Origin of the sequence: Paraburkholderia tuberum STM678 (assembly GCF_902833905.1) — a bacterium.
GTDB classification, from domain to species: domain Bacteria; phylum Pseudomonadota; class Gammaproteobacteria; order Burkholderiales; family Burkholderiaceae; genus Paraburkholderia; species Paraburkholderia tuberum.
Map to the genome: position 1 here is coordinate 44144 of NZ_CADFGP010000012.1, position 26357 is coordinate 70500.

Annotated in this window: 26 protein-coding genes, 1 tRNA gene and 3 pseudogenes; 13 read left to right on the forward strand and 17 right to left on the reverse strand. The window is 62.1% G+C overall.

The window, feature by feature from the left end:
- Window positions 1-48 precede the first annotated feature (48 nt).
- Window positions 49-1269: an ectoine hydrolase DoeA gene (gene doeA / locus HWY30_RS12800; protein WP_090807686.1), complete on the reverse strand. Its 1221-nt coding sequence runs from the start codon at window positions 1267-1269 to the stop codon at window positions 49-51.
- 262 nt (window positions 1270-1531) lie between these two features.
- Between doeA and HWY30_RS42470 the strand changes: the two genes are divergently transcribed.
- From HWY30_RS42470 to HWY30_RS12810, 3 genes and pseudogenes are all read left to right on the forward strand, one after another.
- Window positions 1532-2050 carry an ATP-binding cassette domain-containing protein gene (locus tag HWY30_RS42470; RefSeq protein WP_425199375.1) on the forward strand — a complete coding sequence of 173 codons (519 nt, stop codon included), beginning with the start codon at window positions 1532-1534 and terminating at the stop codon, window positions 2048-2050.
- Window positions 1959-2144: pseudogene (locus HWY30_RS42940) on the forward strand (ATP-binding cassette domain-containing protein); the annotation flags it as partial. The gene HWY30_RS42470 and the pseudogene HWY30_RS42940, both read left to right, overlap by 92 nt.
- Window positions 2145-2522: 378 nt before the next feature.
- Entirely contained in the window at window positions 2523-3872 is a 1350-nt protein-coding gene (locus HWY30_RS12810; RefSeq protein ID WP_090810274.1) for an MFS transporter, read from the forward strand.
- 62 nt (window positions 3873-3934) lie between these two features.
- Here the strand turns inward: HWY30_RS12810 and HWY30_RS12815 are convergent, their stop codons facing one another.
- The 8 genes from HWY30_RS12815 to coxB form a co-directional block, all read right to left on the reverse strand.
- Window positions 3935-4324 carry a YunG family protein gene (locus tag HWY30_RS12815; protein WP_090807683.1) on the reverse strand — a complete coding sequence of 130 codons (390 nt, stop codon included), beginning with the start codon at window positions 4322-4324 and terminating at the stop codon, window positions 3935-3937.
- A 265-nt stretch (window positions 4325-4589) separates the two neighbouring features.
- Entirely contained in the window at window positions 4590-4745 is a 156-nt protein-coding gene (locus tag HWY30_RS12820; protein WP_167368682.1) for a hypothetical protein, read from the reverse strand.
- A gap of 86 nt (window positions 4746-4831) precedes the next feature.
- A complete protein-coding gene (locus tag HWY30_RS12825) occupies window positions 4832-5530 on the reverse strand; it encodes a hypothetical protein (protein WP_090810272.1) in 699 nt (232 codons plus the stop codon).
- Between the two features lie 20 nt (window positions 5531-5550).
- Complete coding sequence (locus HWY30_RS12830) at window positions 5551-6321, reverse strand: tetratricopeptide repeat protein (RefSeq protein WP_090807679.1); 771 nt, start codon at window positions 6319-6321, stop codon at window positions 5551-5553.
- Between the two features lie 177 nt (window positions 6322-6498).
- Entirely contained in the window at window positions 6499-7824 is a 1326-nt protein-coding gene (locus HWY30_RS12835; RefSeq protein WP_090807677.1) for a ferredoxin reductase family protein, read from the reverse strand.
- Window positions 7825-7875: 51 nt separating this feature from the next.
- Window positions 7876-8211, reverse strand: coding sequence for a hypothetical protein (locus HWY30_RS12840; protein WP_090807675.1), 336 nt, complete (start codon window positions 8209-8211; stop codon window positions 7876-7878).
- Entirely contained in the window at window positions 8208-10745 is a 2538-nt protein-coding gene (gene ctaD, locus HWY30_RS12845; protein WP_090807674.1) for a cytochrome c oxidase subunit I, read from the reverse strand. The genes HWY30_RS12840 and ctaD overlap by 4 nt, the downstream gene beginning before the upstream one ends.
- The gene (gene coxB, locus HWY30_RS12850) at window positions 10742-11428 is read right to left on the reverse strand and encodes a cytochrome c oxidase subunit II (RefSeq protein ID WP_090807672.1); all 687 of its coding nucleotides are present in this window, start codon (window positions 11426-11428) and stop codon (window positions 10742-10744) included. Before coxB ends, ctaD begins: the two co-directional genes overlap by 4 nt.
- A 51-nt stretch (window positions 11429-11479) precedes the next feature.
- Here coxB and HWY30_RS12855 point away from each other — a divergent pair, with 51 nt between their 5' ends.
- Complete coding sequence (locus tag HWY30_RS12855; RefSeq protein ID WP_090807669.1) at window positions 11480-11992, forward strand: DUF2231 domain-containing protein; 513 nt, start codon at window positions 11480-11482, stop codon at window positions 11990-11992.
- Here the strand turns inward: HWY30_RS12855 and HWY30_RS12860 are convergent.
- Window positions 11956-12468, reverse strand: coding sequence for a CopD family protein (locus HWY30_RS12860; protein ID WP_090807666.1), 513 nt, complete (start codon window positions 12466-12468; stop codon window positions 11956-11958). The genes HWY30_RS12855 and HWY30_RS12860 overlap by 37 nt on opposite strands.
- The gene (locus tag HWY30_RS12865) at window positions 12465-13190 is read right to left on the reverse strand and encodes a cytochrome c oxidase assembly protein (RefSeq protein WP_244144895.1); all 726 of its coding nucleotides are present in this window, start codon (window positions 13188-13190) and stop codon (window positions 12465-12467) included. Before HWY30_RS12865 ends, HWY30_RS12860 begins: the two co-directional genes overlap by 4 nt.
- A 319-nt stretch (window positions 13191-13509) precedes the next feature.
- On the opposite strand from HWY30_RS12865, the gene HWY30_RS12870 reads away from it, so the two are divergent.
- Window positions 13510-13668, forward strand: a complete 159-nt coding sequence (locus HWY30_RS12870) for a hypothetical protein (protein WP_167368725.1) — start codon at window positions 13510-13512, stop codon at window positions 13666-13668.
- Between the two features lie 73 nt (window positions 13669-13741).
- Here the strand turns inward: HWY30_RS12870 and HWY30_RS12875 are convergent.
- Window positions 13742-13963: pseudogene (locus tag HWY30_RS12875) on the reverse strand (glutathione S-transferase N-terminal domain-containing protein); the annotation flags it as partial.
- 49 nt (window positions 13964-14012) lie between these two features.
- Window positions 14013-14210 carry a hypothetical protein gene (locus tag HWY30_RS12880; protein WP_143037221.1) on the reverse strand — a complete coding sequence of 66 codons (198 nt, stop codon included), beginning with the start codon at window positions 14208-14210 and terminating at the stop codon, window positions 14013-14015.
- Window positions 14211-14476: 266 nt separating this feature from the next.
- Here HWY30_RS12880 and HWY30_RS12885 point away from each other — a divergent pair.
- Window positions 14477-14561 (forward strand) — tRNA-Leu (locus HWY30_RS12885).
- A gap of 93 nt (window positions 14562-14654) precedes the next feature.
- Here HWY30_RS12885 and HWY30_RS12890 read toward each other — a convergent pair.
- The 4 genes and pseudogenes from HWY30_RS12890 to HWY30_RS12900 all read right to left on the reverse strand — a co-directional run bounded on the left by HWY30_RS12890 (window position 14655) and on the right by HWY30_RS12900 (window position 18449).
- Window positions 14655-15674: a D-cysteine desulfhydrase family protein gene (locus tag HWY30_RS12890; protein WP_090807663.1), complete on the reverse strand. Its 1020-nt coding sequence runs from the start codon at window positions 15672-15674 to the stop codon at window positions 14655-14657.
- A gap of 78 nt (window positions 15675-15752) precedes the next feature.
- Complete coding sequence (locus HWY30_RS12895; protein ID WP_090807661.1) at window positions 15753-16949, reverse strand: aminotransferase class V-fold PLP-dependent enzyme; 1197 nt, start codon at window positions 16947-16949, stop codon at window positions 15753-15755.
- 27 nt (window positions 16950-16976) lie between these two features.
- Window positions 16977-17138 (reverse strand): annotated as a pseudogene (locus HWY30_RS41605) (RidA family protein); the annotation flags it as partial.
- A 15-nt stretch (window positions 17139-17153) separates the two neighbouring features.
- Entirely contained in the window at window positions 17154-18449 is a 1296-nt protein-coding gene (locus HWY30_RS12900) for an L-fuconate dehydratase (protein ID WP_090810268.1), read from the reverse strand.
- 191 nt (window positions 18450-18640) lie between these two features.
- On the opposite strand from HWY30_RS12900, the gene HWY30_RS12905 reads away from it, so the two are divergent.
- The 7 genes from HWY30_RS12905 to HWY30_RS12935 all read left to right on the forward strand — a co-directional run bounded on the left by HWY30_RS12905 (window position 18641) and on the right by HWY30_RS12935 (window position 26187).
- Window positions 18641-19402, forward strand: a complete 762-nt coding sequence (locus HWY30_RS12905) for a GntR family transcriptional regulator (protein ID WP_090807659.1) — start codon at window positions 18641-18643, stop codon at window positions 19400-19402.
- A 91-nt stretch (window positions 19403-19493) separates the two neighbouring features.
- Window positions 19494-21011: a sugar ABC transporter ATP-binding protein gene (locus HWY30_RS12910; RefSeq protein WP_090807657.1), complete on the forward strand. Its 1518-nt coding sequence runs from the start codon at window positions 19494-19496 to the stop codon at window positions 21009-21011.
- A 13-nt stretch (window positions 21012-21024) separates the two neighbouring features.
- The gene (locus HWY30_RS12915) at window positions 21025-22053 is read left to right on the forward strand and encodes an ABC transporter permease (protein WP_090807656.1); all 1029 of its coding nucleotides are present in this window, start codon (window positions 21025-21027) and stop codon (window positions 22051-22053) included.
- A 119-nt stretch (window positions 22054-22172) separates the two neighbouring features.
- Window positions 22173-23114, forward strand: a complete 942-nt coding sequence (locus HWY30_RS12920) for an ABC transporter substrate-binding protein (protein ID WP_090807654.1) — start codon at window positions 22173-22175, stop codon at window positions 23112-23114.
- A gap of 331 nt (window positions 23115-23445) precedes the next feature.
- The gene (locus HWY30_RS12925) at window positions 23446-25395 is read left to right on the forward strand and encodes a putative bifunctional diguanylate cyclase/phosphodiesterase (protein WP_090807652.1); all 1950 of its coding nucleotides are present in this window, start codon (window positions 23446-23448) and stop codon (window positions 25393-25395) included.
- A 29-nt stretch (window positions 25396-25424) separates the two neighbouring features.
- Window positions 25425-25847 (forward strand): hypothetical protein, encoded by a 423-nt coding sequence (locus HWY30_RS12930; protein WP_090810266.1) that lies wholly within the window; start codon window positions 25425-25427, stop codon window positions 25845-25847.
- A 115-nt stretch (window positions 25848-25962) separates the two neighbouring features.
- Window positions 25963-26187, forward strand: coding sequence for a hypothetical protein (locus tag HWY30_RS12935; protein WP_090807650.1), 225 nt, complete (start codon window positions 25963-25965; stop codon window positions 26185-26187).
- The last annotated feature ends 170 nt before the right edge of the window (window positions 26188-26357 follow it).

Here is a 26357-nt window from a genome sequence, read left to right on the forward strand (position 1 = left end):
TACGGGCGTCGTGCTTCGCGAGTTCACGCGGGCACGACGCCCGCGCAATCACGGTTTGACGAACAGCTTGCGTGGCGTCCTGCAAAAGGTCTCGACGCCGGTCCGCGTAATCAAAATGCTCTCGGTGATTTCGAGGCCCCAGTCGTCGAGCCACAGGCCCGGCATGAAGTGAAACGTCATGCCGGGTTCGAGGACCGTCTTGTCCCCAGGACGCAGGCTCATCGTGCGCTCGCCCCAGTCCGGCGGATAGCTTGCGCCGATCGGATAGCCGCAGCGGCTGTTCTTCTCGATGCCGTATTTATGCAGCACCGCGAAAAACGCATTGGCGATGTCCTCGCAGGTATTGCCCGGTTTCGCCGCGGCGAGCCCTGCCTCGATCCCTTCGACCACCGCACGCTCGCCCTCGATGAAATGCTTCGGCGGCTTGCCGAGGTACACGGTGCGCGACTGCGGGCAGTGATAACGCTTGAAGCAGCCGGCAATTTCGAAGAACGTGCCGGCGTCCTTCGCGAACGGCGTGTCGTCCCAGGTCAAATGCGGGGCGGCCGCGTCGGCGCCGGTCGGCAGCAGCGGCACGATCGCCGGATAGTCGCCGCCATAACCGTCGATGCCGGTAATGCCTGCCGAGTAGATCTCCGCGACGAGGTCGTTCTTGCGCATACCCGGTTCGATTCGCTCGACGATGTGCGCGTGCATCTTCTCGACGATGCGTGCGGCCACGCGCATGTACTCGATCTCGCGCGCGGATTTGACCGCGCGTTGCCAATTGACTAGGCCGGTTGCGTCCTGCCATTTCGCGTCCGGCAAATGCGCGACGAGCGAGCGATAAGCGGCGGCGCTGAAATAGTAGTTGTCCATTTCGACGCCGATCTTCGCGTTGGCCCAGCCGCGTGCGGCGATCACGTCGCGCGCGAGGTAGTCCATCGGATGATGCGCGGTGGATTGCACGTAATGATCCGGATAGCCGACGATCTGATCGTGCTGCATGAAGACGGTGCGCTTGGCACCGTTCGCGTCCTGACCGCGGCCGAACCAGACCGGCTCGCCATCCAGCGCGAGCAGCACGCACTGATGCACGTAAAACGACCAGCCGTCGTAGCCGGTTAGCCAGGCCATATTGGTCGGGTCCGACACGATCAATAGTTCGATGCCGGCCGCCTGCATGGCCTTGCGCGTTTTCGCGAGACGCGCGGCGTATTCGTCGCGTTCGAACGGCAGGCGCACGACGGGCGCCTCAATTCGCGATTCGTGTAGCGTCGTATCTGACATCTTCCCCTCTCTCTGAGCGTGACGTCGTTGCGGAAAGTGGCGCCCGGTGCAAGTGAACGGGGCGTCCACGGGTATCTCTCGCCGCAGTCTAATGCCGCGAAAAAACGCCGCTGAATGTGCTAGTTCAATGTTCGCGACGTTATCGACGGACGCTGCGTGTTTGTTGCAGTACACGCTGCGCCGCCCTTGCCCGCGTGTAGAAAAGAATTGTTCTAGAGCAATCTGGATCGCAAATATGGCTGCGTATTCTGGTTCGCACTACATGTACGACGAACGGGATCGAATCGATATGAACACCGCGCGAGTTACCGATCTGTTGAGCGCTTCAGGCATCGCCCCGGCAAGTCTTTTCTCCGAAGAGCGCGCGGTCGCCTCCGCAAGCACACCGGCGCGCCGAGACGAAAGCCCGGCGAGCAAGCCATTGATCCGGCTCGACCGGATCACGAAACGATATGGCGCGCTGACCGTTCTCGACGAACTGTCGCTCGACGTGATGCCCGGCGAGAAGCTCGCGCTGATCGGTCCGTCGGGATCGGGCAAGACGACGATCCTGCGCATCCTGATGACGCTGGAAACGATCGACGGCGGCCATATCGAAGTGGACGGCGAACAGCTGTTCCACATGCCGCGGCTGCCAGATGGTGCCCGCGAACGAACGGCATCTGCAGAAGATGCGCGAGAAGATCGGCATGGTGTTTCAGCACTTCAATCTGTTTCCGCACAAGAGCGTGCTCGACAACGTGACGCTCGCGCCGATGCTGACGAAGGGCGAGAGCCGTGAGTCGGCGCAGAGGCGCGCGCTCGAACTGCTCGACATGGTCGGCATGGCCGATAAGGCGAAGAGCCGTCCCGCGCAACTGTCGGGCGGGCAGAAACAGCGCGTGGCGATCGCGCGGGCGCTCGCGCTCGCACCGCGGATCATGCTGTTCGACGAGGTGGAGCAGCAACCTCGCGACCGCGTGGATGTGTTTGCGCCTTTGCGGCGAGAACGAGGCGAGGCCACCGCAGGGTCGTTTGATGACGCTGCCGTTGCTGATGCGCTGAGAGCACTGCGCGACGCCAATCATGTTGTTTTTCCCGAACGCGCGCGACGCGTCGCCGACGCACGCGTACGGATTACCGCATCCGTTGCGGGCTTTATGGAAAACCCCGATGCCTGCATCGTCCTAGAACATCGTTGCAGGCGCGGGTCGTCGGTATCGTGGATTCGGGCGACGTTGCCTGTGTCGCATAGAAACATCCCAGGAGAAGACATGCACTACGTACATTCATGGACCGCGCAGAGCGCGCAACCGCAGGCGCGCAGCTTGCTGCGACGCGCAATCGCGGCGTCGGCACTCGGAAACGCGACCGAGTGGTTCGACTACGGTATTTACGCCTACGGCCTGAGCTATATTTCGGCCGCGTTGTTTCCCGGCAGCACCGCGCAGGCCACGTTGTTCGCGCTCGCGACGTTCGCCATTTCGTTTCTGGTGCGTCCGCTTGGCGGCCTGTTCTGGGGGCCGCTGGGCGATCGCCTCGGCCGCAAGCACGTACTCGCGTTGACGATCATCCTGATGTCGGTCGCAACGCTGCTGGTCGGACTCGTGCCGACATACGCGAGCATCGGCTGGTGGGCACCGGTTATCCTCGTCGTTCTGCGGATGATCCAGGGCTTTTCGACGGGCGGCGAATATGGCGGCGCGGCGACTTTCATGGCCGAATACGCGCCGGACAATAAGCGCGGCTTTTGTGGCAGCTTCCTCGAATTCGCGACGCTGTCGGGCTTCTCGCTCGGCGCGTTTCTGATGCTCGGGTGCTCCGTCGTGCTCGGCAACACGGCAATGCATGCGTGGGGATGGCGTCTGCCGTTTCTGATTGCAGCGCCGCTCGGCCTGATCGGTTTCTATCTGCGCTCCAGGCTCGAAGACACGCCGGTCTTTCGCGAGCTCGAACAAACGATGCACAAGGAGCAGCATAGCTGCGTCACGCTGAAGGCATTGCTGCGCAATTATTGGAAACCGCTGATTCAGCTCGGCGGACTCGTGGTTGCTTTGAATGTCGTCAACTACGTGCTGCTCGCCTATATGCCGACTTTCATGCAGAAGCAGCTTGGCATGAGCGACAACATGTCCCTGCTCGTGCCGCTGATCGGCATGCTCGCGATGATGGTGTTTCTGCCGTTTGCGGGAACGTTCTCGGATCGCGTGGGACGCAAGAACGTCTGGTGGTTTTCGCTGATTGGCCTGTTCGTCGCGGCGATTCCAATGTTCCTGCTGATGAAGCTCGGCGTGGCGGGCGCGTTCATCGGCTTTGCGGTGCTCGGGCTGTTGTACGTGCCGCAACTGGCCAGCATCTCGGCGATGTTCCCCGCGATGTTTCCCACCCAGGTCCGTTACGCGGGGATGGCGATTGCGTATAACGTGTCGACGTCGATTTTCGGCGGCACGGCGCCGATGGCGAACGAATGGCTGGTCGCGCATACGGGCAATGCGCTGGTGCCTGCTTATTACATGATGGCCGCGTGCGTGGTGGGGGCGATTGCGTTGATCTACGTGCCTGAAACGCGCGGGTGTTCGTTGCGCGGGCAAGGCATTCCGGGGAAGCAGGAAGTGATTGGTTGAAGTGACATGGCGTGGCCAACCGCGTATCGATGCAGTTCGGCCACGCGTGTTTGATTGAGCGTTTATTTCAGCTGGCTTTGCGCGAGCCTCGACTTCAGCAGTTCGTATTTCTCCCGCGACGTATCAGCGAACGCCGCCTCACGACTCGAACGCGTATCGTCGAATGGAATCGGCTCGGCAAACTGGCTGACCGTCAGATCCCATCTGCTGCCGTCGATCAGGTTGTAGAAGTGCGTGCCCCCCGACGTACGCGTCGTCAGAATCTCGCCACCGAAATAGTCCTGCATGATCAGAGACGTAACGCTGCAATGATTCTGCGCGGGATTCGTCGACGACCACGCGTGCGTGGGGCTCGACGTATCGCCGGCCCATACGCGTGCAAGGACGCGGTATAGATCGATGGGCGCCGCAAAGGTCTTCGATACGGCAGGCGTCTGTGCTTCCTGTGTCATGGCGGCAATCCTTCGTTCGATGAGCGGATAAGGTCGTGGAAAACAAAAAGCCCCGTCGTTGCCGGCGGGGCTTTCTGGCGCATGTCGCTGCGAATGATGTCTAGCGGCGTATGCGTATGCGAGTCCCCACAGGCAGTCCCACGCGGGCATGCGCATGATGATGCTTTGCAGTCGGGCGGTACGTGAGGGCTTGCATAGTGAGCGAGTGTGCCTTCGATTGCGCGACGCGTCAACGAATCATCGATAACTGCGTCGCGCTGACCGCTTACGACTTCGCGCCGCTCAGGATCGCGAGGCTCGGGCAGTAGTGCGTCGCGCTCAGATACGCGGCCTGCTGCGAGCGCACGCCTGCGCTGCTCGAGGTCGGCGGATCGATGAATACCTGCGCGTTGTTCGATCCCGCCGGTGCCGTCAGCGTCATCGTTACTGGGGATAGAAATGAACGTGGCGTGCGTCGAATCAGGCGTTCGACCGCGGATGGCTTGCGCCGATGTGCTTCAACGCAATTCAACTGCCGGACAGAACCGTGTCCTCGACTTCGTAGCGCTCATTGCCAACTGAAATCAGATTGATGCCGGCATGCTTGCGCGTCAGCGTGTCGCCGGGCATCGGCCGATCGCTCGCGGACGCGGCCGTGCCGACTACCCGGCCGTTGACGCCGAAGAAAATCGCCCGCGTCGTGCCGTCGGGCCAGTAGACCACGACCGTAGTCGATCGATCGCTGTGATGCACGACGCCGAACTTGCACATCGTTTTGGTCTGTCCGTTGCCGCGCTCGCACGGCAACGTGCCGCTCGCGCTGATAGGCGATTCCTTCACGGGCCCGTGGCCGTTCTGCGAGCCGGCCTGAGCGCTTTCAGTCGAAATCGAAATCAGCGTCACACCTTCCGCTTCGCCGACCACGCGCGCGTGCCGCTGATGCCCGACGATCGCGCGCACGGCGGCGCTGTCGCGCGAGCCCGGACAGCCGACCAGCATCGCCATATGGTCGAGATAGTTCACGGTCGCGGCCGACTCGCCGAGCCGCCGGCATGCATCGCCCGAGTGCGGATAGCCATCGCCGAGCACGACGAACGACGCGGGCCATTCGAACGGCTTCTCCATGCCAGCGGCCTGCGCGGAAGTCGAAGCGCCACCGGCACCGAATGCAATCGCCGCAAGCGCGGCGCACAGCGCCGAAGCAAAAGACCGGGTCGTGCGTCGCATCGAAGTTCTCCTCGGCTTGCTCACGTTCGAGCCGCGCCGGCCGCCAACGCGGCCTGCGCCCGTTGCAGCCACTCGCGATTGTGCTCGCGCGCGTGGCGCGGCCAATGTTTGGCGTCATGCACGATTTCGGCATAGAGCGCGCCGGCGCGGCGGCGGTCCGCATCTTCCGGTTGCGCGGCGAGCCAGTCGGCGAACAGGCAGCGCGGCGCGACGTCGGTCGCACAGGTCAGCGCCTGTTCGAATGCCGCGCGTGCGCCCGGCGCATTCCGCGCGGCCAGCGTGCGCGCGTTCAGCAGCGCCGGCTCGCCCTGGTTGCGTGCCCGCGGATTGACCGAGAACAGATCCGCCAACGTCGCATCCGCGGCCGTGTAGTCGCCGAGCGCGAACTGCGAGCGCGCGAGACCGAGCAGCAGCGCGGGATCGTTTGCAAATGGGCCGTTCGCCGCGGTCTGGAAATGTTCGAGCGCTTCGCGCGGATTGCCGGCCGCGAGCAAGGCCTCGCCGAGCCGCATCCGATGCTGCACGGTCGGCGCGCGGTCGAAAGCGGCGCGCGCTTCACGCAGCGCGCGATTCGGATCGACGAATTGGGTGATCGCCTGCGTGGCCACGCGCGCGCCGCGCGAGTGGCGCAGACCCGGCAGATAGATTGCGAAGAAGTACACGACACTGCCGAGCAGCGGAAAAGCAAACAGAATGAATAGCCAGTAGATGCCCTGGTTATTGCGCATCGCGTGGACGGCGAAAAAGATCGCGATGAAAACGTGAAGACCAATTCCAAAAAAGTAGGGCATATCGATTCAACCTTCGAGCATGAGGAAAAAGCGCGCCGCGAGCCCGTCTTTGGCGTAACCGGGCCCTAATGCAGCGAACCGACCCGCAGATACGCGAATAGAAGCGACAACGCCACGACGATCACGCCGGTGGCAACGACGAGACGGTTGGCCAACAGTCGGCGCATCGCAAGTCTCCTAGACGAAACTGTAGCGTTCGGAATGGTAGCGGATGCGCGGCACTTTCATTTCGCCGAGCGCCGTTTCGATCGCATCCATCATGGAGTCCGGGCCGCAGATGAAATACTCGTGATCGGCGAACTCGGGCGGGAGATGTCGCCGGAACATCGCGGCGTCGATGCGCCCGACTTCCCCGCTCCAGCCTTCGGGCGGGTCCGACAGCACATAGACGATGCGCAGATCGAGCCGCGCTTTCAGCGCATCGAGCTCCTCGCGGAATGTCAGCGAGTCCCAGGTCTTGCCGCTGTACAGTAGCACGAGCGGACGTTGGTCGCCGCGATCGGCGAGCGAGCGGATCATGCTCATCATCGGCGTGATGCCGATACCGCCCGCGATCAGTACGTGCATGTCGGTCGGATGCCCGATCGTGAACGCGCCATACGGTCCGTCCAGATACACGCGCCGACCTGTTTCGATCGTCTTCACCTGGCTCGTGAAATCGCCGAGATTGCGGATCGTCATTTCGACGCGGCCGTTCGCGGCCTCGGCGCTCGACGAGAACGAAAAGGGGTGTCCGGTGATCCTGAACGGGCTGCCCCACACGTTGAGCCAGCCGAACTGACCGGGCTTGAAGCGAAAGCCAGCGTGGCCGTCGGGCTGCATCACGAGCGTCGTCGTGTCGCCGCGTTCGGCGCGCACTTCCGCGATCCGGTATGGACGTCTGATCATGAAGAGCGGCTTGAACAGACGCACGTACAGCAGCAGCGCTACCCAGAATGCTGTCATGCAGATCCACAGCGTGCGCTTAAACGGATCGGTCAGATAGAAGCCCCAGCCGATCATATGCAGCACGCCGCCGAAGATCGCGACGAGCGCGAGCCCGATATGCGACAAATGCCACAGCTCGTAACGAATCTTCAATTGTTTGCGCCATAGCGCTGTGATCACCAGCACGATCACCGAGCCGATCGACAGGAACGCGAACCACGCGCCCCACGGTACCTCGAGCAGCGAGCCGGGCATCGCGACCTTGTCCGAGCGGATCGCGAACAGGATCAGCGGATGCGCGACGACCAGGCTGACCGCGAGCAGCGACACACGTCGATGGAAATGATAGATAACGTCCTCGCCCCACGGCTCGGTCACGTGACGAAAGCGCGCGGTGAGGCCGAATTGCAGGCCCATCATCGCGAGTCCGGAATAGCCGAGCGCCACCGAGAATTCGGTGCCGAAGTTGCGCGCGGGCGGGAGCGTGCCGGTCAGCAGCGCAAACAGCGGCGCGAGAATGAACAGTAGATAGATGACCGACCAGACGGCCTTGCGCACGAGATCTCGAGACTGCATCGGTGCTTCTCCATGCCGGGTGCGGCGGTCCCGCTCGCGCTCAGTCCGCGTTCAAACGCAGGTGGTGAGCAGCAGCGCGGGCCCGAACGTGATCACGGTCGCGACCAGCGCCGCGATCAGGGTCCAGACGACGACGGTATGCATGAACGAGCTGATGCGTTCGGGACCAGGGTCGCGGGTCGCGGCGCGATAGCGCCATAGCCAGCCGAGCGCGATCAGATGCAGCAGCAGAATGATCGCGAGACTCGCGCGCAGCGGGCCGGTGGGCCACGCGAACGCGCAGCCGATCGCGTGCAGCGCATACAGGATCACGAACGCGAGACACCAGATCGCGAAGCCGACGGCGAGCCACCACAACCGCCGCGGCGAAAGCGGACGCGCATTCATGGTCTGGCTCCCAGCACGGCGACGAGGCTCGGCAGCGCGAGCACGAGTCCAAGCGCGATGATGCCCGTCGCCAGCGTGTAATCGACCCACAGGCGGGTGAGACGCAGATCGGTCAGGCGTCGCGCGGAAACGAAGCCCGCGCCGACGCGCAGCACGTTGCTGACGAGGAACAACAACCCGACGCCCGCGTGAACTGCGATGTACGTGAGCAGCGCCGCGGCCGTCGCGCCGAGCGCATGCTCGCGCGGATTCGGTGTCACGCCGTTGATCAGCATCACGCAGGCGATGAGCGCGACGATCAGCGCGATCGCGCTCAGCCCGATCGTGCCGTGCGGTTTGCGCTCGGCGGCGGCCGCGCGCAACGAGCCACGCGTGGCGGCTGCGGCCACCGCGAGCGCGACGGCCGCGACGAGCGCGAGCCCGCGGTTCGGATGCGGCGTCACGGCTGCCGGCCAGTTCGGCGCGGCAATCCACAGGTAGAACGTGCCGAAGATCAGCGAGGTGAACAGCGTGCTGTTCGCGATCAGCGCGCAGATCATCGAAAGCCATGACGGCGAACCGACGACCTCGGTATGCGGCGGCACGCTGACGCCTCGGCCGACCGGCAGCGCGCCGTAATCGCGCGCGTGCCCCGCGCTCTGGCCCGCGTAGATGAAGAGGCCAAACGTCACGAATGCGAACGCGACCGACAGCAGATAGAACTTGAACAGCATCGCGAGCACCGCGGCGGCGGTCATGAGCGCGGTGACGAGCGGCAGATACGTCGAGTTCGGCAGCACGATCAGCTGTTCGGGCTCGCCCGATGTCATATGCACGCCTAGCGTCTCCTGCCAGCCGTTGCGCGTGAAACCGAGGTAACCCTCGCCGCGCGCCAGAGAGGTCGCTAGCTGGCCCGGGGGCACCTTTTCGGTTTCGGCGTCCATGTGCGGGATCGATGCGAATGCGTACGGCGCGGGCGGAATCGGCATCGCCCATTCGAGCGTGGTCGATTGCCACGGGTTACGTCGCACGCGTTGGCCGAAACGCAATTGCACGACGATGTCGATCACGACGAGCGCGAAGCCGATCGTCATCACGAAGCTGCCCACCGACGACAGCAGATTGAGCCAGTTCCAGCCTTCGTCGCCGCTATAGGTGAAGACGCGCCGCGGCATGCCTAGCAGGCCGGTCAGGTGCATCAGGAAGAACGTCATGTTGAAGCCGATGAACACGAGCCAGAACGCCGGCACCGAAAGGTTATGCACGGCGGTGCGCCCGGTCAGCAGCGGCAACCAGTAATAGAACGCCGCGAGCATCGGAAACGCGAGCGCGCCGGCCACCACGTAGTGCAGGTGCGCGACGACGAAGTAGGTGTCGTGCGCCTGCCAGTCGAACGGCACGATCGCGAGCATCACGCCGGTCAGCCCGCCGCACGTGAACACGAAGAAGAAGCCGAAGATGTACAGCATCGGCACGTCCCAGCGCGGGCGGCCGTGCGACAGCGTGGCGAGCCACGCGAAGAACTGGATCGCGGTGGGCACCGCGACGATCGCCGAGCCCGCCGAGAAGAACGCGAGCGCCAGATGTGGAATGCCCACCGTAAACATGTGGTGCACCCAGATACCGAAGCTCAGGAACGCGAGCGCGATGATCGCGACGACGATCGTGCGATAGCCGACTAGCTTGCGGCGCGCGAACACGGGGATCATCGTCGAGAGCACGCCGGCCATCGGCAGGAAGATGATGTACACGTCCGGGTGGCCGAACAGCCAGAACAGATGCTGCCACAGCAGCGGATCGCCGCCGCGCGTCGGATCGAAGAACGGCAGGTTGAACGCGCGCTCCACCTCGAGCAGGATCGAGCCGAGAATCAGCGGCGGAAACGCGACGATCATCATCATCGCGGTGACGAGGATGTACCACGCGAAGATCGGCATGCGATCGATCGACATGCCCGGCGCGCGTATCTTGAGGATCGAGACGGTGAGTTCCACCGCGAGCGAAAGCGCTGAAATCTCGACGAACGTGATGCCAAGCAGCCACACGTCGGCGTTCAGTCCGGGCGTGTACACGTTCGAGCTGAGCGGCGTGTACATGAACCAGCCGCCGTCCGGCGCGGAGTGCAGGATCAGCGACACGGTCAGGATCGTGCCGCCGAACAGATAGCACCAGTAGCCGTAAGCGGTCAGCCGTGGAAACGCGAGGTCGCGCGCGCCGAGAAACTTCGGCACCAGGTAGACCGCGAAGCTTTCCACCATCGGGATCGCAAACAGGAACAGCATCATCGATCCATGCATCGTGAAGACCTGGTTATAGGTCTCCACGTCCATGAAGGCCGCATGCGGCGTCGCGAGCTGCACGCGCGTGAGCATGCCGAGAATCCCCGCGATCGCGAAGAACACGAACGACGTGATCATGATGCGCAAGCCGAGGACGGTATGGTTGACCGAGGTAAGTCTCTGCACGCCTGGCCCGGTGGCCCAGATCGCGGCAAGCTGGCGATGCAGCCGCAGCGCGGTGATGCCCTGTGATGGCGGCTCGACGGGCACACTCATTTCTTCACCTCCCCGTTGGCGGCGGCGTTTTTGACAGCAGCCGGAAAATCTTCCGGACGATCGACGATCACGGTGAAGTGCATCCCCGCGTGACCGATGCCGCAAAACTGGTTGCATTGGCCGGCGTACTGGCCGGGCTGATCGGCCTGGATACGCAGCAGGTTGTGGTGGCCAGGGACCGCGTCGATCTTGCCCGCGAAGCGCGGAATCCAGAATGCGTGCACGACGTCCATGCTGGTCACGACGATGTCGACCGGCGTGCCCGCGGGCAGATGCAGCACGTTCTCGGTTTCGACGTTGCCGAGCTCCGGATAGCGGAAGGTCCAGCGCCATTGCTGCGCGATCGCCTCGATGCGCGCGGGCGCATGCGCGCGCAGCGGCAGCAGCAATTCGCCCGCGTACAGCGCGTAGCAGATCAACGGGATCAGGATCACTGCCGGCAGCACGAGACCGCCGAGCACGATCCAGCGCGCGGGCGACACGTGCGAGCCCCAGCCGGGCCGGAAGACCGTCATCAAAAACAGTACGAGCACCATCGCGAACAGGATCGCGGCGCCCGCCAGCATCACCCACCACAGCCCGGCGATCGATGCGGCGGCCGGACCCGATGGCTCGAGCGTCGAGAGCGGCCCGGTGCAGCCGGACAACGCGGCGAGCGATCCGGCTTGGACGGCCAGGCGCAAGCAGCTATGATGGTTTGCACCACCAGGCACCCGATGCGAGGACACACCATCATGGCAAACAAAGGCAATGCTGGAAACGAGACGCGAAGCGAAGTGATGCTCGAGCTGTTGCGGCTCGACAAGGGGTCGGTGGTGGCGCTCGTCGGTCATCCGATTCACGTGATGATGGTGCATTTCCCGATCGCGTTCGTCGTCGCGACGTTGGGCGTCGACGTAATCTACTGGTGGACGGGCGACCCGTTCTGGATTCGCGCCGGCTTGTGGGCCGCCGGCTTCGCGTTCTGGAGCGGGGTGGCTGCGAGCGTGGTCGGTACCGCCGAGCTGCTGCTGGTGCGCGGTATCCGCCTGAAGGAAGCGAGCTGGTCGCATGCGGTCGCCGCGATGACGCTCGTCGCGCTCGCGGGTGCGAACTGGGGCGTGCGCCTTCATTACCCCGATGAGATCCTGCCGCATGGGCTCGTGCTGTCGGCGCTCAGCTCGGTGATGACGGGCTTCGCAGGCTGGCATGGGGGCAAGCTCGTGTTCGATCATGGCGTCGGAATTCTCGTTTCGCCGAAGGAGTGATGCAGCCAGCGGCCAAGTCCACCGGGCTCGAACAGATGCGGAGCCAGCAGGTTCGAGTCGATGTGAGGCTTGGCCAGCACGATCCAGATGATCGCGGCGATCACGATCAGATAAGCGATGGTCAGCGCGATCGCCGAGGCACGGCTGAACCTGCCGTCGGGCAGATACAGATCGTGTAGTACGAGGCCGGCCAGCACATGCAGCATCGCCATGATGCCGACGAATACCATCTTCGCGGTGAACCATTCGACGAAGGTGGCCTGCAGAAAAATCAGCACGGTGCCGCTCGCAATCGCGACGAAAGCGGCGGGCGAGGTCAACTCCACGAACACGAGACGCGTGATGCGGTGCAGCCGGTCGAGTTCGGTGCCCGCCACGAGCCCGCGGCGCTGCCAGAACAGATACGGCAGCACGATCAAACCGCCCGACCAGACGGCGATCGCGGCCAGATGAATGAACTTCAGCAGGGTCGTCACAGCGCGGGCTCTCTGACGCGCAGGCTTGACCAGACGAGCGAAAGTCCTGCCGCGAGATAAGGGATCATCGCCAGTACCCACATCAACAGTCCGGCGAGTTGCTGGTCGGCGAGCGGGGTGAGCCCCCACGCGGCGGTGGTCGCGAAGTGCGCGACGTAGAGCGGCACCGGCGCGAACACGATCAACGCGCCGAGCAATCCCATATGGCCGATCGTCGCGACGAGCGCCATCAGCGCGGGGCCGGTCGGCAGCGACGGCGAGAAGATGCTGCGCCACATGAGCCATGCGCTGCCAAGCAAAGTAATCTGCATCAGCCAGTAGCCGGGTACCGTCGCGAGTCCCCACGCATAAGGCCCAGGCGCATGCCACAGCCAGATGATCACCGCATGAGCGGCGACCACCGGCACGAGCGGCGGATGCGCGAGGCGCGGCAGCGGAAACGCGAGGGCGAGCAATGGAGCTACTGCAGCGATCAAAATGACGTGATGAGTGACGCGTGCGGAGAACAATGCCGAGGACAACGCGCAGAGCGGCGACACGAACACGAGGGCCATCAATGCGACGGCGCCCCATCCCGCCCGTGCATTCGCCGAGCGGTTGCTGGCCACGAGCCATGCGAGCGCCGCGAGCGCGACGAGCAATGGCGGATCCGTATTCCAGCGCAGCCACAAGCTTTCAGGGACAGCCGCGGGACCACAGTAGGCGACAGGAAAATATGGCATGGGCGATGTCTTCAACGAGTCCAGGTGCTTCTTAGTACACGCAAGCAAACGCGTGACAGATAACGCCTTCGAATTGTCGGGACGGCTCACGATCCAACTGATCGCTCACGTACTCTAGCGCAAATAAACTGTTTAGGGACGGCTATCTGAATCCTGTAAGTTTTTGCGTGACAGAATGTTTGCAATTTGTCACTCGAGGCTTTTGCCGGCTGGATAAAAGCCGGTGTAATGGCGGCGGTAAGATTGCAATGGTGCGGCGCAATACTTCAGGCTGACCTGCCCGGCGTACTATGATGAAATCATGTGACGGAGGCCCGCCATGTTTCATGATCCCATCCGAATTCCCGCAATGATCGAATTGACATTGCTTGCGATCGTGCTGATCGTTGTCAGCATCGTACGCGCGAGGAAACAAAGGGAGCGGGCGCGGAATCGCGCCATGGCGGAGCAGCGAAGCTCTGATAAAACGCGAATGTAATATTCGCTTTTACCGCATCTTTTAAGACTTTCGTATTCAGCTATTTTGCTGGTCTTTGTTACTTCTATCGACCGTCTTCGTGTATCAGGGTCGGCACGCGCCGCGTCAATGAGCGGGCCGCATAGTCGGTGGCGTGATTCGCCTTGTTCGCGAGATCGACGGTCGAAAGGTCGAACGGCAAGCGCTTCTCGCGAAGCGTGACGAAGACGGACATCGCGTAGGGGCTGGCGAATTGGGCGTCGGTGTAGAGGTGGAAGGGCGGGTGTGCCACAGGGGCTCCGTTTTCGTTAGTCATCGATGTCGAGCTTCGAATACTAGCTGCTCATCGCGTGCCGTGCAGCCTTTCACCAGTGCGGATTGGCCATCTCGCAGGCGAGCAGGCAGCCTAACGCCGACACGGTGCCGACCGCGCCGACACCAAATCCTACGGCAAGGTTCTCCGCCGTCGTTGCGCAACCCTGCAGCAGCGTTATCGACGTCAGCAGCGACGCGAGAAAAAGACGATACCGAAGTCGCGAAGAAGATGTGCGTCGTGGTGACATGATAGGTGTGCCGTGGCGGGCGCTCTTTCAGCGCATCAGCTTACGAGCATAGCGGTCCGCCATTTGTCGCATTCACCCGGGTTAGCGGCCCACAAGCGTCAGACCTTACCAGCTCTTGCGAGGCGCCGGGCCGCGCTCGAATTGTTCGCCGGGCAGCAATACGGGGTGAACGCCTCGTCGGTTTTTCGACCGGTATTGCAACTTCAGAACAATATCGCGCGAGGGGCTTCAAAAAAATAATCGAGCTGATACAATGGCGCCCCTCTGCCCAGGTGGCGAAATTGGTAGACGCACTATCTTGAGGGGGTAGCGCCGAAAGGCGTGTGGGTTCAAATCCCGCCCTGGGCACCATTTCGAATCGTCGATTCGAATCTTCAAGCGCTTCGCGCTTTCTTCAGACAACGGCGGCCGTATCAGACCATCGCGTTGTCTCCGCTTCTGCGCTCAGAACTCGTTCCGATAGGCAAATAGCCCCGGAAGCCCGCCGCTCATCACGAATAGAATTTTCTGTCCGGCACTGTACTTCCCGTTGCTCACGTTTTCCACAAGACCCGCAAATGCTTTGCCGCTATACACGGGATCGAGCAACAGACCTTCCGTCGATGCCATCAGCCGAACAGCCGCGCGCATGTTATCGGTTGGAATGCCATAGCCGGGTCCGAGCTGCTCTTCGTCGATCGAGATGGCGTCATCACTCACGCTTAGGCCCGGGTCGATCAGCCGGACCGTCTGATTCGCCTTATCCAAAGTAACCGTGCGCGCATGGCCGGCATTCCCATACACCGTGAATGCGGCAACACGCGACGGATCCAGGCCCAGCGCAACAAGACCCGCGACCAGCCCCGCATGCATGCCGCCGCTTCCATTCGGCACCACGACGCGATCGAAGGCCACGTTTTGCGCTTGCGATTGCGCGACGAGTTCAGCTGCGCAGTCCGCGTAGCCGAGACAACCGACCGGGCTCGAACCGCCCAACGGACACACATAGACGTTACGGCCCTGCGCTCGCAACTCGTTCGCGCGTTCCTCCGCGAATTGCAATGCGTTGGCCGTGCCGGGAAGATCATGCACGCGCGCATCGAATAGCGCATCGAGCAGCACGTTGCCGTTCTCCATGTAGTCGTGGTCGAAACGTGGCACGGTTCTCGTCAGCACCAGCTCGCATCGAAGTCCGACGCGAGCCGCCGCGGCCGCCGTGAGGCGCGCATGATTCGATTGCCGCGCGCCGACGGTAACGATGGTGTCCGCGCCGCGCGCGAGCGCTTCGCCAATCAGGAATTCGAGCTTGCGCAACTTGTTGCCGCCGCCACCTAGTCCCGTCAGATCTTCTCTTTTGACGTAGATGTCCGCCCCGCCGAGGCGAGCGCTCAGACGCGCAAGGTGCTGAATTGGCGTCGGGCCTTCGAGAAGTGCATGGCGCGGAAACTTTGATAAATCGAGGCGGTGCGATGAGGCGGAGTTCATGGTCGTGTGCGGGCGATTGAGTTGAAAGAGACGTTTCCATTCATTTGACTGACGCAAAGTTCTCATTGACTCGAGTGCTCAATGCGTCAACGTCCCTATCCCAGCCAGTAATTTATCAACTTCGGCGTCGGTGGTCAGATAGCTGACCGATGCGCGCGCGATCTGTGTCAGCCCTCTGCTAGTCATATCGAACGGCGTGTACGCGACGCCATTCGAGCCGATCGTGATGCCCTGTGCCGCCAACGCGCGTCGCACCGACATGGCATCGAGTCCGGCGACATTGAACGACACCAGACCTGATCGTTCGACACCCTGGTCGAGCACCCGCACGCCCTCCATCGCGGCCAACCGCTCGCGCAATGTCTGCGCGGTCCGATCGATCTGCGCGCGGATGTTGTCGATGCCGATTTCCAGCGCTTCGTCCAATGCATTCGCCAATCCGCAATGCAGTGCAAGCGACGCTTCCGACGATTCGAAACGCACGGCATCGTCGCGCAGTACAGGGTCGCCATTGGCGTCGAGCGGCGCGGAATACGTGTCGACGAAGGCCGGCGTCAAGCGGGGCAGAAAATCCCGCCGGACGTATAGCAGCCCGGTGCCGCGCGGTCCACGCAGTGCCTTGCGGCCCGCGCCGGCCAGCACATCGCAGCCGACTTCGACGACGTCGATCGGAAGCTGTCCGACGGCCTGCGCCGCATCGATGAAATACGGAATGCCGTGACGGCGTGCGATCCGCCCAATCGCGGCGGCCGGATTGATCAGTCCGCCATTGGCCGGCAGCCACGTCAGCGCAATCAGTCGGACCCGGTCGTCGAGCATCGCTTCGAGCGCGCGAGGATCGACCCTGCCGCTCTCATCGGAAGGAATCGTCTCTATCGATGCGCCCGCGCGCTGCGCCAGAAGGCGCATCGTCGCGAGATTGCCGCCCCATTCGTGCCGCGCAACGAGGATGCGTTGCCCCTCGCGCCACGGACCCAATGCCGCGAAAGCAGCGCCCCAGCCCGGCGAGTTGCCAGTCGTCAACGCGATCTCGGCAGGCTGAGCGTTCAGCAGTCGCGCGGCGAGCGTGCGCGCCCGCTCGGTCTGTTCGCGGGCAGCCGCGCCCGCTTCCATGGGTCCCATCGAGGCTTCGCGCAACAGATGCGCGTGAATCGCTTCGAGCGTGGCGGCCGACGGCAGCGACGCGCCCGCATGATTGAAGTGCGTGGTACTGCGAACACCGGGTGTGCGGGCACGTATTGCGTCGATGACAGCGGGCGACAGCGGAGAAGACATTGGCGGCTCCGAGTGTATGAGTTGAATTCAGACGTTCTTCAAGGCGACAACCGCTTCGACCTCGACGGCGACCCCTGCCGGCAGCGACGCAACATCCACCGCGCTGCGCGCATGACGGCCGGCGTGCTCGCGATGAACGCGCTCGAGCCGGTCGCCCGTCGCCGCGACGATCTGCGCGACGACACCAACCCTTACCCTCCAGCATCATTCCTGCCACGCTTCTCCTTCCGGATACCAGTACCTGTCCAGCGTCCCTTCGAGCATCTCGATGCTATACCCTGCCCTTTGCGGCGGCATATAGTGCCCGTTGCGGATCACCACGGGATCCACGAAATGCTCGTGCAAATGATCGACGTATTCGAGCACGCGATTCTCGAGCGACGCCGACACGCAGATATAGTCGAACAGAGAAATATGCTGCACGTACTCGCACAAGCCGACACCACCCGCATGCGGGCACACCGGCACACCGAACTTCGCGGCCATCAGCAGTACGACGATCACTTCGTTGAGTCCGCCGAGCCGGCAACTGTCGATCTGGCAGAAGTCGATGGCTTGCGCCTGCAGCAGTTGCTTGAACATCACGCGATTGTGGCAATGCTCGCCGGTTGCGACGCCAATCGAACCGAGCCGCCGGCGAATCGCCGCATGACCGAGGATGTCGTCGGGACTCGTGGGCTCCTCGATCCACCACGGGTCGAACTCGGCGAGACGGCGCATGTTCGCGATCGCCTCATCGACGTCCCACACCTGGTTCGCGTCCATCATCAGCTTCCGGTTCTCGCCGATCTCTTCGCGCAGAATGCGCGCGCGCCGTACGTCTTCCTCCAGATCGCCGCCGACCTTCTGCTTGAAATGCGTCCATCCCTGCGCGACGCCTTCGCGCGCGAGACGGCGAATCTTGTCGTCGTCGTAACCGAGCCAGCCCGCCGATGTCGTATAGGCCGGATAGCCGTGCGCGAGCATTTCCTTTTCACGCTCGCCCTTGGTCTTCGCATGACGATGCAGCATCGCGAGTGCTTCGTGCGGCGTGATTGCATCCGTCACGTAGCGAAAGTCGAGGCAGCGCACGAGTTCTTCCGGGCTCATGTCGACCAGCAGCTTCCAGACCGGCTTGCCGACGGATTTCGCCCACAGGTCCCACACCGCGTTGACGACCGCCGCAGTGGCAAGATGAATCGCACCTTTGTCGGGGCCGATCCAGCGCAGTTGGCTATCCGAAGTAAATGCGCGCCAGAAAGCGCCCATATTCGCAGCGATATCTTCGAGCTTCTTGCCGACGATCAACGGCGTGAGTGCATTCACGGCGGTCACGCAGATTTCATTGCCGCGGCCAATCGTGAACGTGAGGCCGTGGCCGGTGAGATTCGGCGTGTCGGTTTCGAGCGTGACGTAAGTGGCGGAGTAGTCCGGCGCGGCATTCATCGCGTCGGAGCCGTCCAGCGAACGTGAGGTGGGGAACCGGATGTCCCGAACGGACAGCCTTGTGATCGTTGTCATCTGCGCACCCTCCGGGGCTGTGGCTCTCGGCTTGTCGTCCGCGGACGCAGACGGATCGGTTTCGTGCGCACGTTCTCTGTGCGCGCGTTCCTGCTGCGCGTACGGGTAAGCCCGGAGTTGCCAGATACCAGGCATCCCTAGGTATTTCCAGGCATTTGTACGCGTTGACAACGCGGCATTCACTTTCTAGCATGCTAGCATGTCTTCTCGAAATCAAGGCCTTCGTGAATTCCTCGACCGAACTTGAGAATGCCGCCGGGGACCCGTATGTCGCACTGCAAAAAGTCGGCGGCGGCGAGCGCGGCAGCTTGACCGACGCGGTCGAGGCGGCGTTGCGAGACGCGATTGTTACGTTGGCGTTGGAACCCGGCATGATGATCGACAAGATGGCCGTGTGCGAACGCATGGGGGTGTCGCGCTTTCCGGTGTCATCCGCGTTGGCGAGGCTTGCGCATGCGGGTCTCGTCGAGGTTTTGCCGCAACGCGGCACGCGCGTCAAACCGATCGCGCTCGACGACATCCGCCAGCATCTGTTCATCCGCAGCGCACTGGAAGTCGAGACGGTGCGTGGGGTCGCGCTGATGCACGACAGGGCGACGCTCGACGCATTGGCAAGCAATCTCGATCAGCAGCGCAGTCTGGCTGGAAGTGGCGAACGTCTGGCGTTTCACGCGCTCGATCTTGCTTTCCATGAAATCCTGCTCGACGCGGTGAAGCTGCCGCGCGTGAAGGAGATCGTCGCGGTGTCGCGCAATGCGCTGGACCGCGCGAGACAATTGCTCGCGAGTCCAGAACGGCTCACGCATACGCTGGAAGAGCACGAGAGCATCTTCAAGGCCCTTTGCGCCGGCGACGGCGATGCGGCCGCGAAAGCGATGCACGATCATCTCGACCAGGTCGTCGCCGAATTGCACCGGTCCGCAAAAGAGCGGCCCGACCTGTTCGCGCCTTGAATGAAAGCTGGAATGAAAGCCGTTGTTCAAGCCGTAAAAAGCTCCACCGTAAAAACGTTGGTGATATAGGCAGCCGTCGACAGACCCGCACATGAACCCACTCATTTCCGTCAACAATCTTTGCAAGAGCTTTCCGGGCGTAAGAGCGCTTCATGACGTCCGGTTCGAACTCATGGCCGGCGAGGTCCATGCGCTGATGGGCGAGAACGGCGCGGGCAAGTCGACGCTGATGAAAATTCTTGCCGGCGTCTATACGCGCGATTCCGGCGAAATTCTCTTCGACGGCAAGCCCGTCGATTTTCAAGGTCCGCGCGACGCCCAAGCTGTCGGCATCGGCATCATTCATCAGGAACTGCAACTGATGAATCATCTGAGCATCGCGCAGAACATCTTTATCGGCCGTGAGCCGCGCAAGGGTCTGGGTCTGTTCCTCGACGAAGACAAACTGAATGCGCAGGCAAGCGAGATCCTCGCCCGCATGCACGTGAAACTCGATCCGCGCACGATGGTCGGCACGCTGACCGTCGCGAGTCAGCAGATGGTCGAGATCGCGAAAGCACTGTCTTTCGATTCGCGCGTGCTGATCATGGACGAACCCACGTCCGCGCTCAACGATGCCGAGATCGCCGAGCTGTTCCGGATCATCCGTCAATTGAGAGAGCGCGGCGTCGGCGTCGTCTATATCTCGCACAAGATGGACGAGTTGAAGCAGATCACCGATCGCGTGACCGTGATGCGCGACGGCGAGTATGTGGCCACCGTGCCGACCGAGGGCACCGCCGTCGAGACGATCATCGGCATGATGGTCGGACGCACGCTGGGCGACGTGACGCCGGTCGAGAGCGCGCCGGTGAAAGGCGAACTCGCGCTCGAAGTGAGAAATCTCGTCGCAGGTCCGCTCGTGCGCGACGTCAGTTTCGAATTGCGCAAGGGCGAAATACTCGGTTTCGCAGGCTTGATGGGCGCGGGCCGCACGGAGGTCGCGCGCGCGGTGTTCGGCGCCGATCCGGTCGAATCGGGCGAGATACTCGTGAAAGGCGTGAAGGCGTCGATCAAGAGGCCCAGTGATGCGGTCAAGCGCGGCATCGGCTACCTGTCCGAAGATCGCAAGCGCTTCGGTCTCGCTACGGGAATGGATGTCGAATCGAACATCGTGATGGCCGATCTCGGCAAGTTCCTGTCAATCAATATGTTTCTGCGCCGCGGGCAGATTCGCAAAAGAGCGCAGCACTTCATCAAGCTGCTTGCGATTCGCACGCCTTCGGCGACGCAGCAGGTGAGGCTCCTGTCGGGCGGCAATCAACAGAAGATCGTGATCGCGAAATGGCTCGAGCGCGATTGCGACGTACTGTTCTTCGATGAACCGACGCGCGGCATCGACGTCGGCGCGAAAAGCGAAATCTACAAGCTGCTGCGCTCGCTGGCGGCGCAAGGCAAGGCGATCGTGATGATCTCCTCCGAGCTGCCGGAAGTTCTGCGCATGAGCGACCGCATCGTCGTGATGTGCGAAGGCCGCATTACCGGCGAGCTGTCCGCCAGCGAAGCGACGCAGGAGCGCATCATGCATCTCGCGACGCTGCGCGAAACCCTGAAAACGGTACAAGCCTGAAGAGGTCTACGACATGACATTGCGAACGGATACCGCGGCGCTGGACAACGAAAGGCGCACTTCCGGGCTGAAAGGCCGAATTTTCGCGCCGACCGCCGTGCAAAAGATGCTCGCGTTCGCGAGCCTTATCCTGTTGCTGGTGTTCTTCAGCTTCGCATCGCCGGCCTTCATGCAGATTGACAACATTCTCGGCATTTTTCAGGCGACAGCTGTGAACGGCGTGCTGGCGATTGCCGCCACGTTCGTGATCATTACGGGCGGCATCGATCTGTCGGTCGGTACGTTGATGACATTTACCGCCGTGATTTGCGGAGTATTTCTCACATACTGGCATCTGCCGATGTGGACGGGCGTGCTCGCGGCACTCGCGACCGGCGCGGTGTGCGGCACGGTATCGGGTACGCTGACCGCCAAAATGAAGATCCCGCCATTCATCGCGACGCTCGGCATGATGATGCTGCTCAAAGGTCTTTCGCTCGTCGTGTCGGCGGACAAGCCGATCTATTTCACCGATACCGAGAACTTCTACCGTATTTCCCAGGATTCGCTGATCGGCTATTTCCTGCCGGGCGTGCCGATTCCGAATGCGGTACTGATCCTGTTCTTTCTCGCGATCGTCAGTTCTATTACGCTCAATCGCACCGCGCTCGGCCGCTATACGTTCGCACTCGGCAGCAATGAGGAAGCGGTGCGGCTCTCGGGCGTCAATGTCGATCGCTGGAAGATCGCGATTTACGGCGTGGGCGGCGCTATCTGCGGCATCGCGGGTCTGCTGATCGCGTCGCGGCTCAATTCGGCGCAGCCGGCGCTCGGTCAAGGCTACGAGCTCGATGCGATCGCGGCGGTCGTGATCGGCGGCACGTCGTTGAGCGGCGGTTCGGGAACGATACTCGGCACCATCATCGGCGCTTTCATCATGAGCGTGCTGACCAACGGACTGCGCATCATGTCGGTCGCGCAGGAGTGGCAGATCGTCGTGACCGGTTTGATCATCATTCTGGCGGTGTATGCGGACATCCTGCGGCGCAGCCGGAGAAGTTGACGCAGGAGCAAGGAAGCAGCAAATAAGCAGGGAACGCAGGAGCAGGAGAGAGAGGGCACGTGAAGGCTCCCTCGAAAGCTCGATAGCGGCTTGATAGCCCAACCATTGGAGGAGGCCCCATGTTGAAGAGAAGACTGATCGGTATCGTGGTCGGTGTCGGTGCGCTCGTCGGCGGAAGTAGTCTCGCGTACGCGGACGAGCCGTATATTCCGCTTATTTCGAAAGGCTTCCAGCATCAGTTCTGGCAAGCCGTCAAATCGGGCGCCGAGCAGTCCGCGAAAGCGAACAACGTCAGGATCACGTTCGAGGGACCGGAAACGGAAGCGATGGTCGATAAGCAGATCGACATGCTGTCGGCCGCGCTCGCGAAGAAGCCGCAGGCGCTCGGCATCGCGGCGCTCGACAGTAAGGCGGCCATCCCCTTGCTCAAGCGCGCCCAGAACGAAAAGATTCCGGTGATTGCATTCGACTCGGGCGTCGACAGCGATATTCCGTTGACGACCTGCTCGACGGACAACGTCGCCGCCGCCGCGCTCGCCGCCGACAAGATGGCCGCGCTGATCGGCAATTCCGGCGAAGTCGGCGTGATCGTGCATGACCAGACGAGCCGCACCGGTGTCGATCGCCGCGACGGTTTCGTCAATCAGATCAAGTCGAAGCATCCGAACATCAAGATCGTGTCCGTGCAATACGGCGCCGGCGATCACCTGAAGTCCGCGGAAATCGCCAAGACCATGATCCAGGCGAATCCGAACCTGAAGGGTATCTTCGGTGCAAACGAAGGTTCCGCGGAAGGCGCGGCGATCGGCGTCAAGGAATCGGGCAAGAAACTCGTGCTGATCGGCTTCGACTCCGGCAAGGAGCAGAAGGAGAACATCATGTCGGGCTTGATGGCCGGCGCGATTACGCAGAATCCGGTCGGTATCGGCAAATGCACGGTCGACTCGGCGGTCAAGGCGCTGCACGGCGAGAAGCTGCCGAAGAAGATCGACACCGGTTTTTACTGGTACGACAAGACCAACATGAACGATCCGAAGATCGCAGCCGTGCTGTACGACTAAGCGAGGCCGGCGATCGCGACTCGGCAAGCCGAGGCTGCGGCAATCCTCAAAGAGGGAGAGCCACGATCTTCCTCTTTTTTTATTGCCGTTCCGCAACTTCGGAATCGCGCTATATCGAGCGGTCCGTTGCGCCGCAACAACATGTAATCCGAACGCTCGTACTCCGTCGAGCAAGTCGTGATTCGCGCTCATGCAGTGCTTTTGATCCACGGCTGCCGGTCATTTCACGCCATTGCATGCATTAATCTGATACTTTATGTTTATGTAATCGCTGCACGAGCCGTCCATTCGCATGCCGATTCGGACCCACCCACCGTCGAATGCGCAGGTCATGGCTTTTACCGAACCAAGGTCTCCATTTTCCAGGTGGGTCGTATCCTCGGCCCAGAACCTGAGTCCGGACAACCGGCAGATTCTGCTTGCCAACCTGTTCACGCGAACCGCATCGATCGTTTTCGCGTCGATTTGCGAAATCAGCGTATGCGCAACCGCGTATTATCTTTATCCGATTCCTCTATATGCCGCGTGGGGTATTGCGGTCGTCGCATTGCTGATCGCGCGGCTCACGCTGATCTGGCTATGCCGCACGCGGGCAGCCCTTGGGCTGCCCACGCCGACTTCCGCGTTTATTTTCGCGAGTCTGTTGTGGAGCGCGTTATTCGGGTTTGGCACATTCCTGTGCAATATCAGCGGAAGTCCCACGCTTTTTCTGCTTGGAAACGTCTGTGCGGTCGGTGTGATCGGCGGATTGTCCGGACGCAATGCGGGCACGCCGCGGCTTGCGTTATTGCAGATCGTTTTTATTCTCGGCTTTCTGAGTGTCGGCGCGGCGATGTCGCCGGGCAATGGCAAGCTCGTGCTGCTATTTCAGGCTCCGTTTTGCGCGGCCGGCTTCTTCACGGTCGCGCTGCGCAGTAATCGCGACACCGTTGCGTTGCTGCTCGCGCGGGAAAACAGTCATCGCCTCGCGCGCCAGGATAGCCTGACCGGTTTGCCGAATCGCGCGCGTATCAACGAGCTGCTGATCGAACGCACCGGCGAGAGTTCGACGCGGCAGGGCGAGGCGTTCGCGGTGCTGCTGATCGACCTCGACGGCTTCAAGGCGATCAACGACAGTCTCGGTCATGCCGCCGGCGACCAGATTCTGCAGGAAGCGGCCTCCCGTTTGCGCGATCTGCTGCCGAGCGGCGACCACGTTGGCCGCCTGGCGGGCGACGAGTTCGTCGCGATCTCGGACGACGCCGGGCAGCTTCGCGACGTGCGCGTGCTGGCCGATCGCATCGTCAGAACGCTGGCGCGGCCGTTCGTGTTGAGCGAAGCGCTCGTGCATATCGGCGCGAGCGTCGGCATCGCGCTCTATCCCGAACATGCGAAAACGGGTCCGCAATTGCTGATCTGCGCGGACCGCGCGTTGTACGGCGTCAAGCGCAGCGGCAAAAGCGCGTTCGCGATTTTCGATGCCGAGAAGCACGTATCCGACGAAAGCCTGAGCCTGCTGCGCAGCGACCTCGAAGGCGCGCTGAAGTCGTTCAATGGTTTGCGCATGGAGTATCAGCCGATCATCGATCTGCATACCGGCGCGGTAGCGGGCCGCGAGGCGCTGATTCGCTGGGCCCATCCGACGCGCGGCGAGTTGTCGCCGTCCGCGTTCATTCCGACCGCCGAGCGCACCGGCCTGGTCCTCGCGTTGGGTGAATGGGTGCTGCTGCAATCGTGCATGGCGGCGTCGGCGTGGCGCGACAAGGTGATCGTCGCGGTCAATGTATCGCCGGTGCAATTGCGCGAGGAATCGTTCGCATCGACGGTGACGGCAATACTTCGGAAAACGAGGCTGCCGCCGACGCGGCTCAACCTCGAGGTCACGGAAACGGCACTGCTGAACGACGACGAAGTGACTCGCCGCAATATCACCAGATTGCGCGCATTGGGTATCGGGCTGGCGCTCGACGACTTCGGCACCGGCTTTTCGACGATGTCCACGCTCGTGCGCTTCTCGTTCGACAAGCTGAAGATCGACAGTTCGTTCGTCCGCGAGTCCGTGCATCGGCGCGAATCGGCGGCCGTGGTGCGCGGCATCGTCGCGCTGGCGCGCGAGATCGGCATGCCGACCACGGCCGAGGGCATCGAAACCCAGGAGCAGCTCAATTTCGTGCGCGTATGCGGTTGCACGCATGCGCAGGGTTATCTGCTCGGCAAGCCGATGTGCAACGAAGAAATCGAGCAGTGCGAAGCGGTGCTCGACGCGCGTGTCGCCGACAAGGCCGCGCCTGCGGACTTTTGATATCCGTTACCGATGCGATCGAGGTCGTGATGTCGTCTCCCTTGCAATTTCAACTGCGAATCACCGCGTCGATGGAACTTGCCAACTCGCTGCGCGCGGACCCTTCGTGCGCCGCGCATCCAGCGCTACGTGCCATTTTGCAAACGCATCACGCAACGCTCAAATGCCAGTTCGATGCATTCGCCGACTACGTGAGCGAAGCGCAGAAAATGGGCATCGGGAACTACCCGCTTTATCAATGGACACGGCAAACCATCGAGAACCCGGAGAAGAAAGCGAAGTACCTGCAGTCGTTCACGCTCCACGTGAATGGCGACGAAGTGTATGACAAGGACGTCGCCGATGCCCTCGAGGCCGGCTTGTCGAAGCTGATCGAGGCGAACGGTATTCTTCGCGTTTCGAGGTACGACACGAATCCCGCGAACAATCCGCAGCCGCCCGCCCGCGTGTGAGGCAGCCGCTTAAATTTCAGTCCGAAAGCTTCATGGTCAAGCGGTTTAACATTTGAGGACATGCCGCGAAGTTCGTGAGACGATGCAATTTCACTTATTTTTGTTGGAGTGCGACATGGGACTTCTGGACGAAGTGGGCAAGATTGCCGGTGCGGTTGCCGCCGTTGAAGCCGCGGAGAAAGTCGATCCACAAGCGGGTCTGCTGACCAAAGGCGTGGCCGCTATCGCCGGTTTCGAAGGCGCTGGAAAGCTGGAATCGCTGGTGGAAAAGAAAGAAGAAGAGAAGCAGGACGACGCCGACAACGCTCAGGCCGCGGACGATACAAGTTCCCAGACCTGAACGGACGTCAAGCGGATTGCCGGTTGCATGCGCGCGATCGAATCACGCGCTGCACCGGCAATCTGTTTTTATAGACCTTTCGATATCGAACCCTCCTTCCGCTATTCGCCCGATCTTTCATCGGGCTGTCATCGCCGTCCGGCTACGATCGTCCGTCGCTTTCCGTCCGC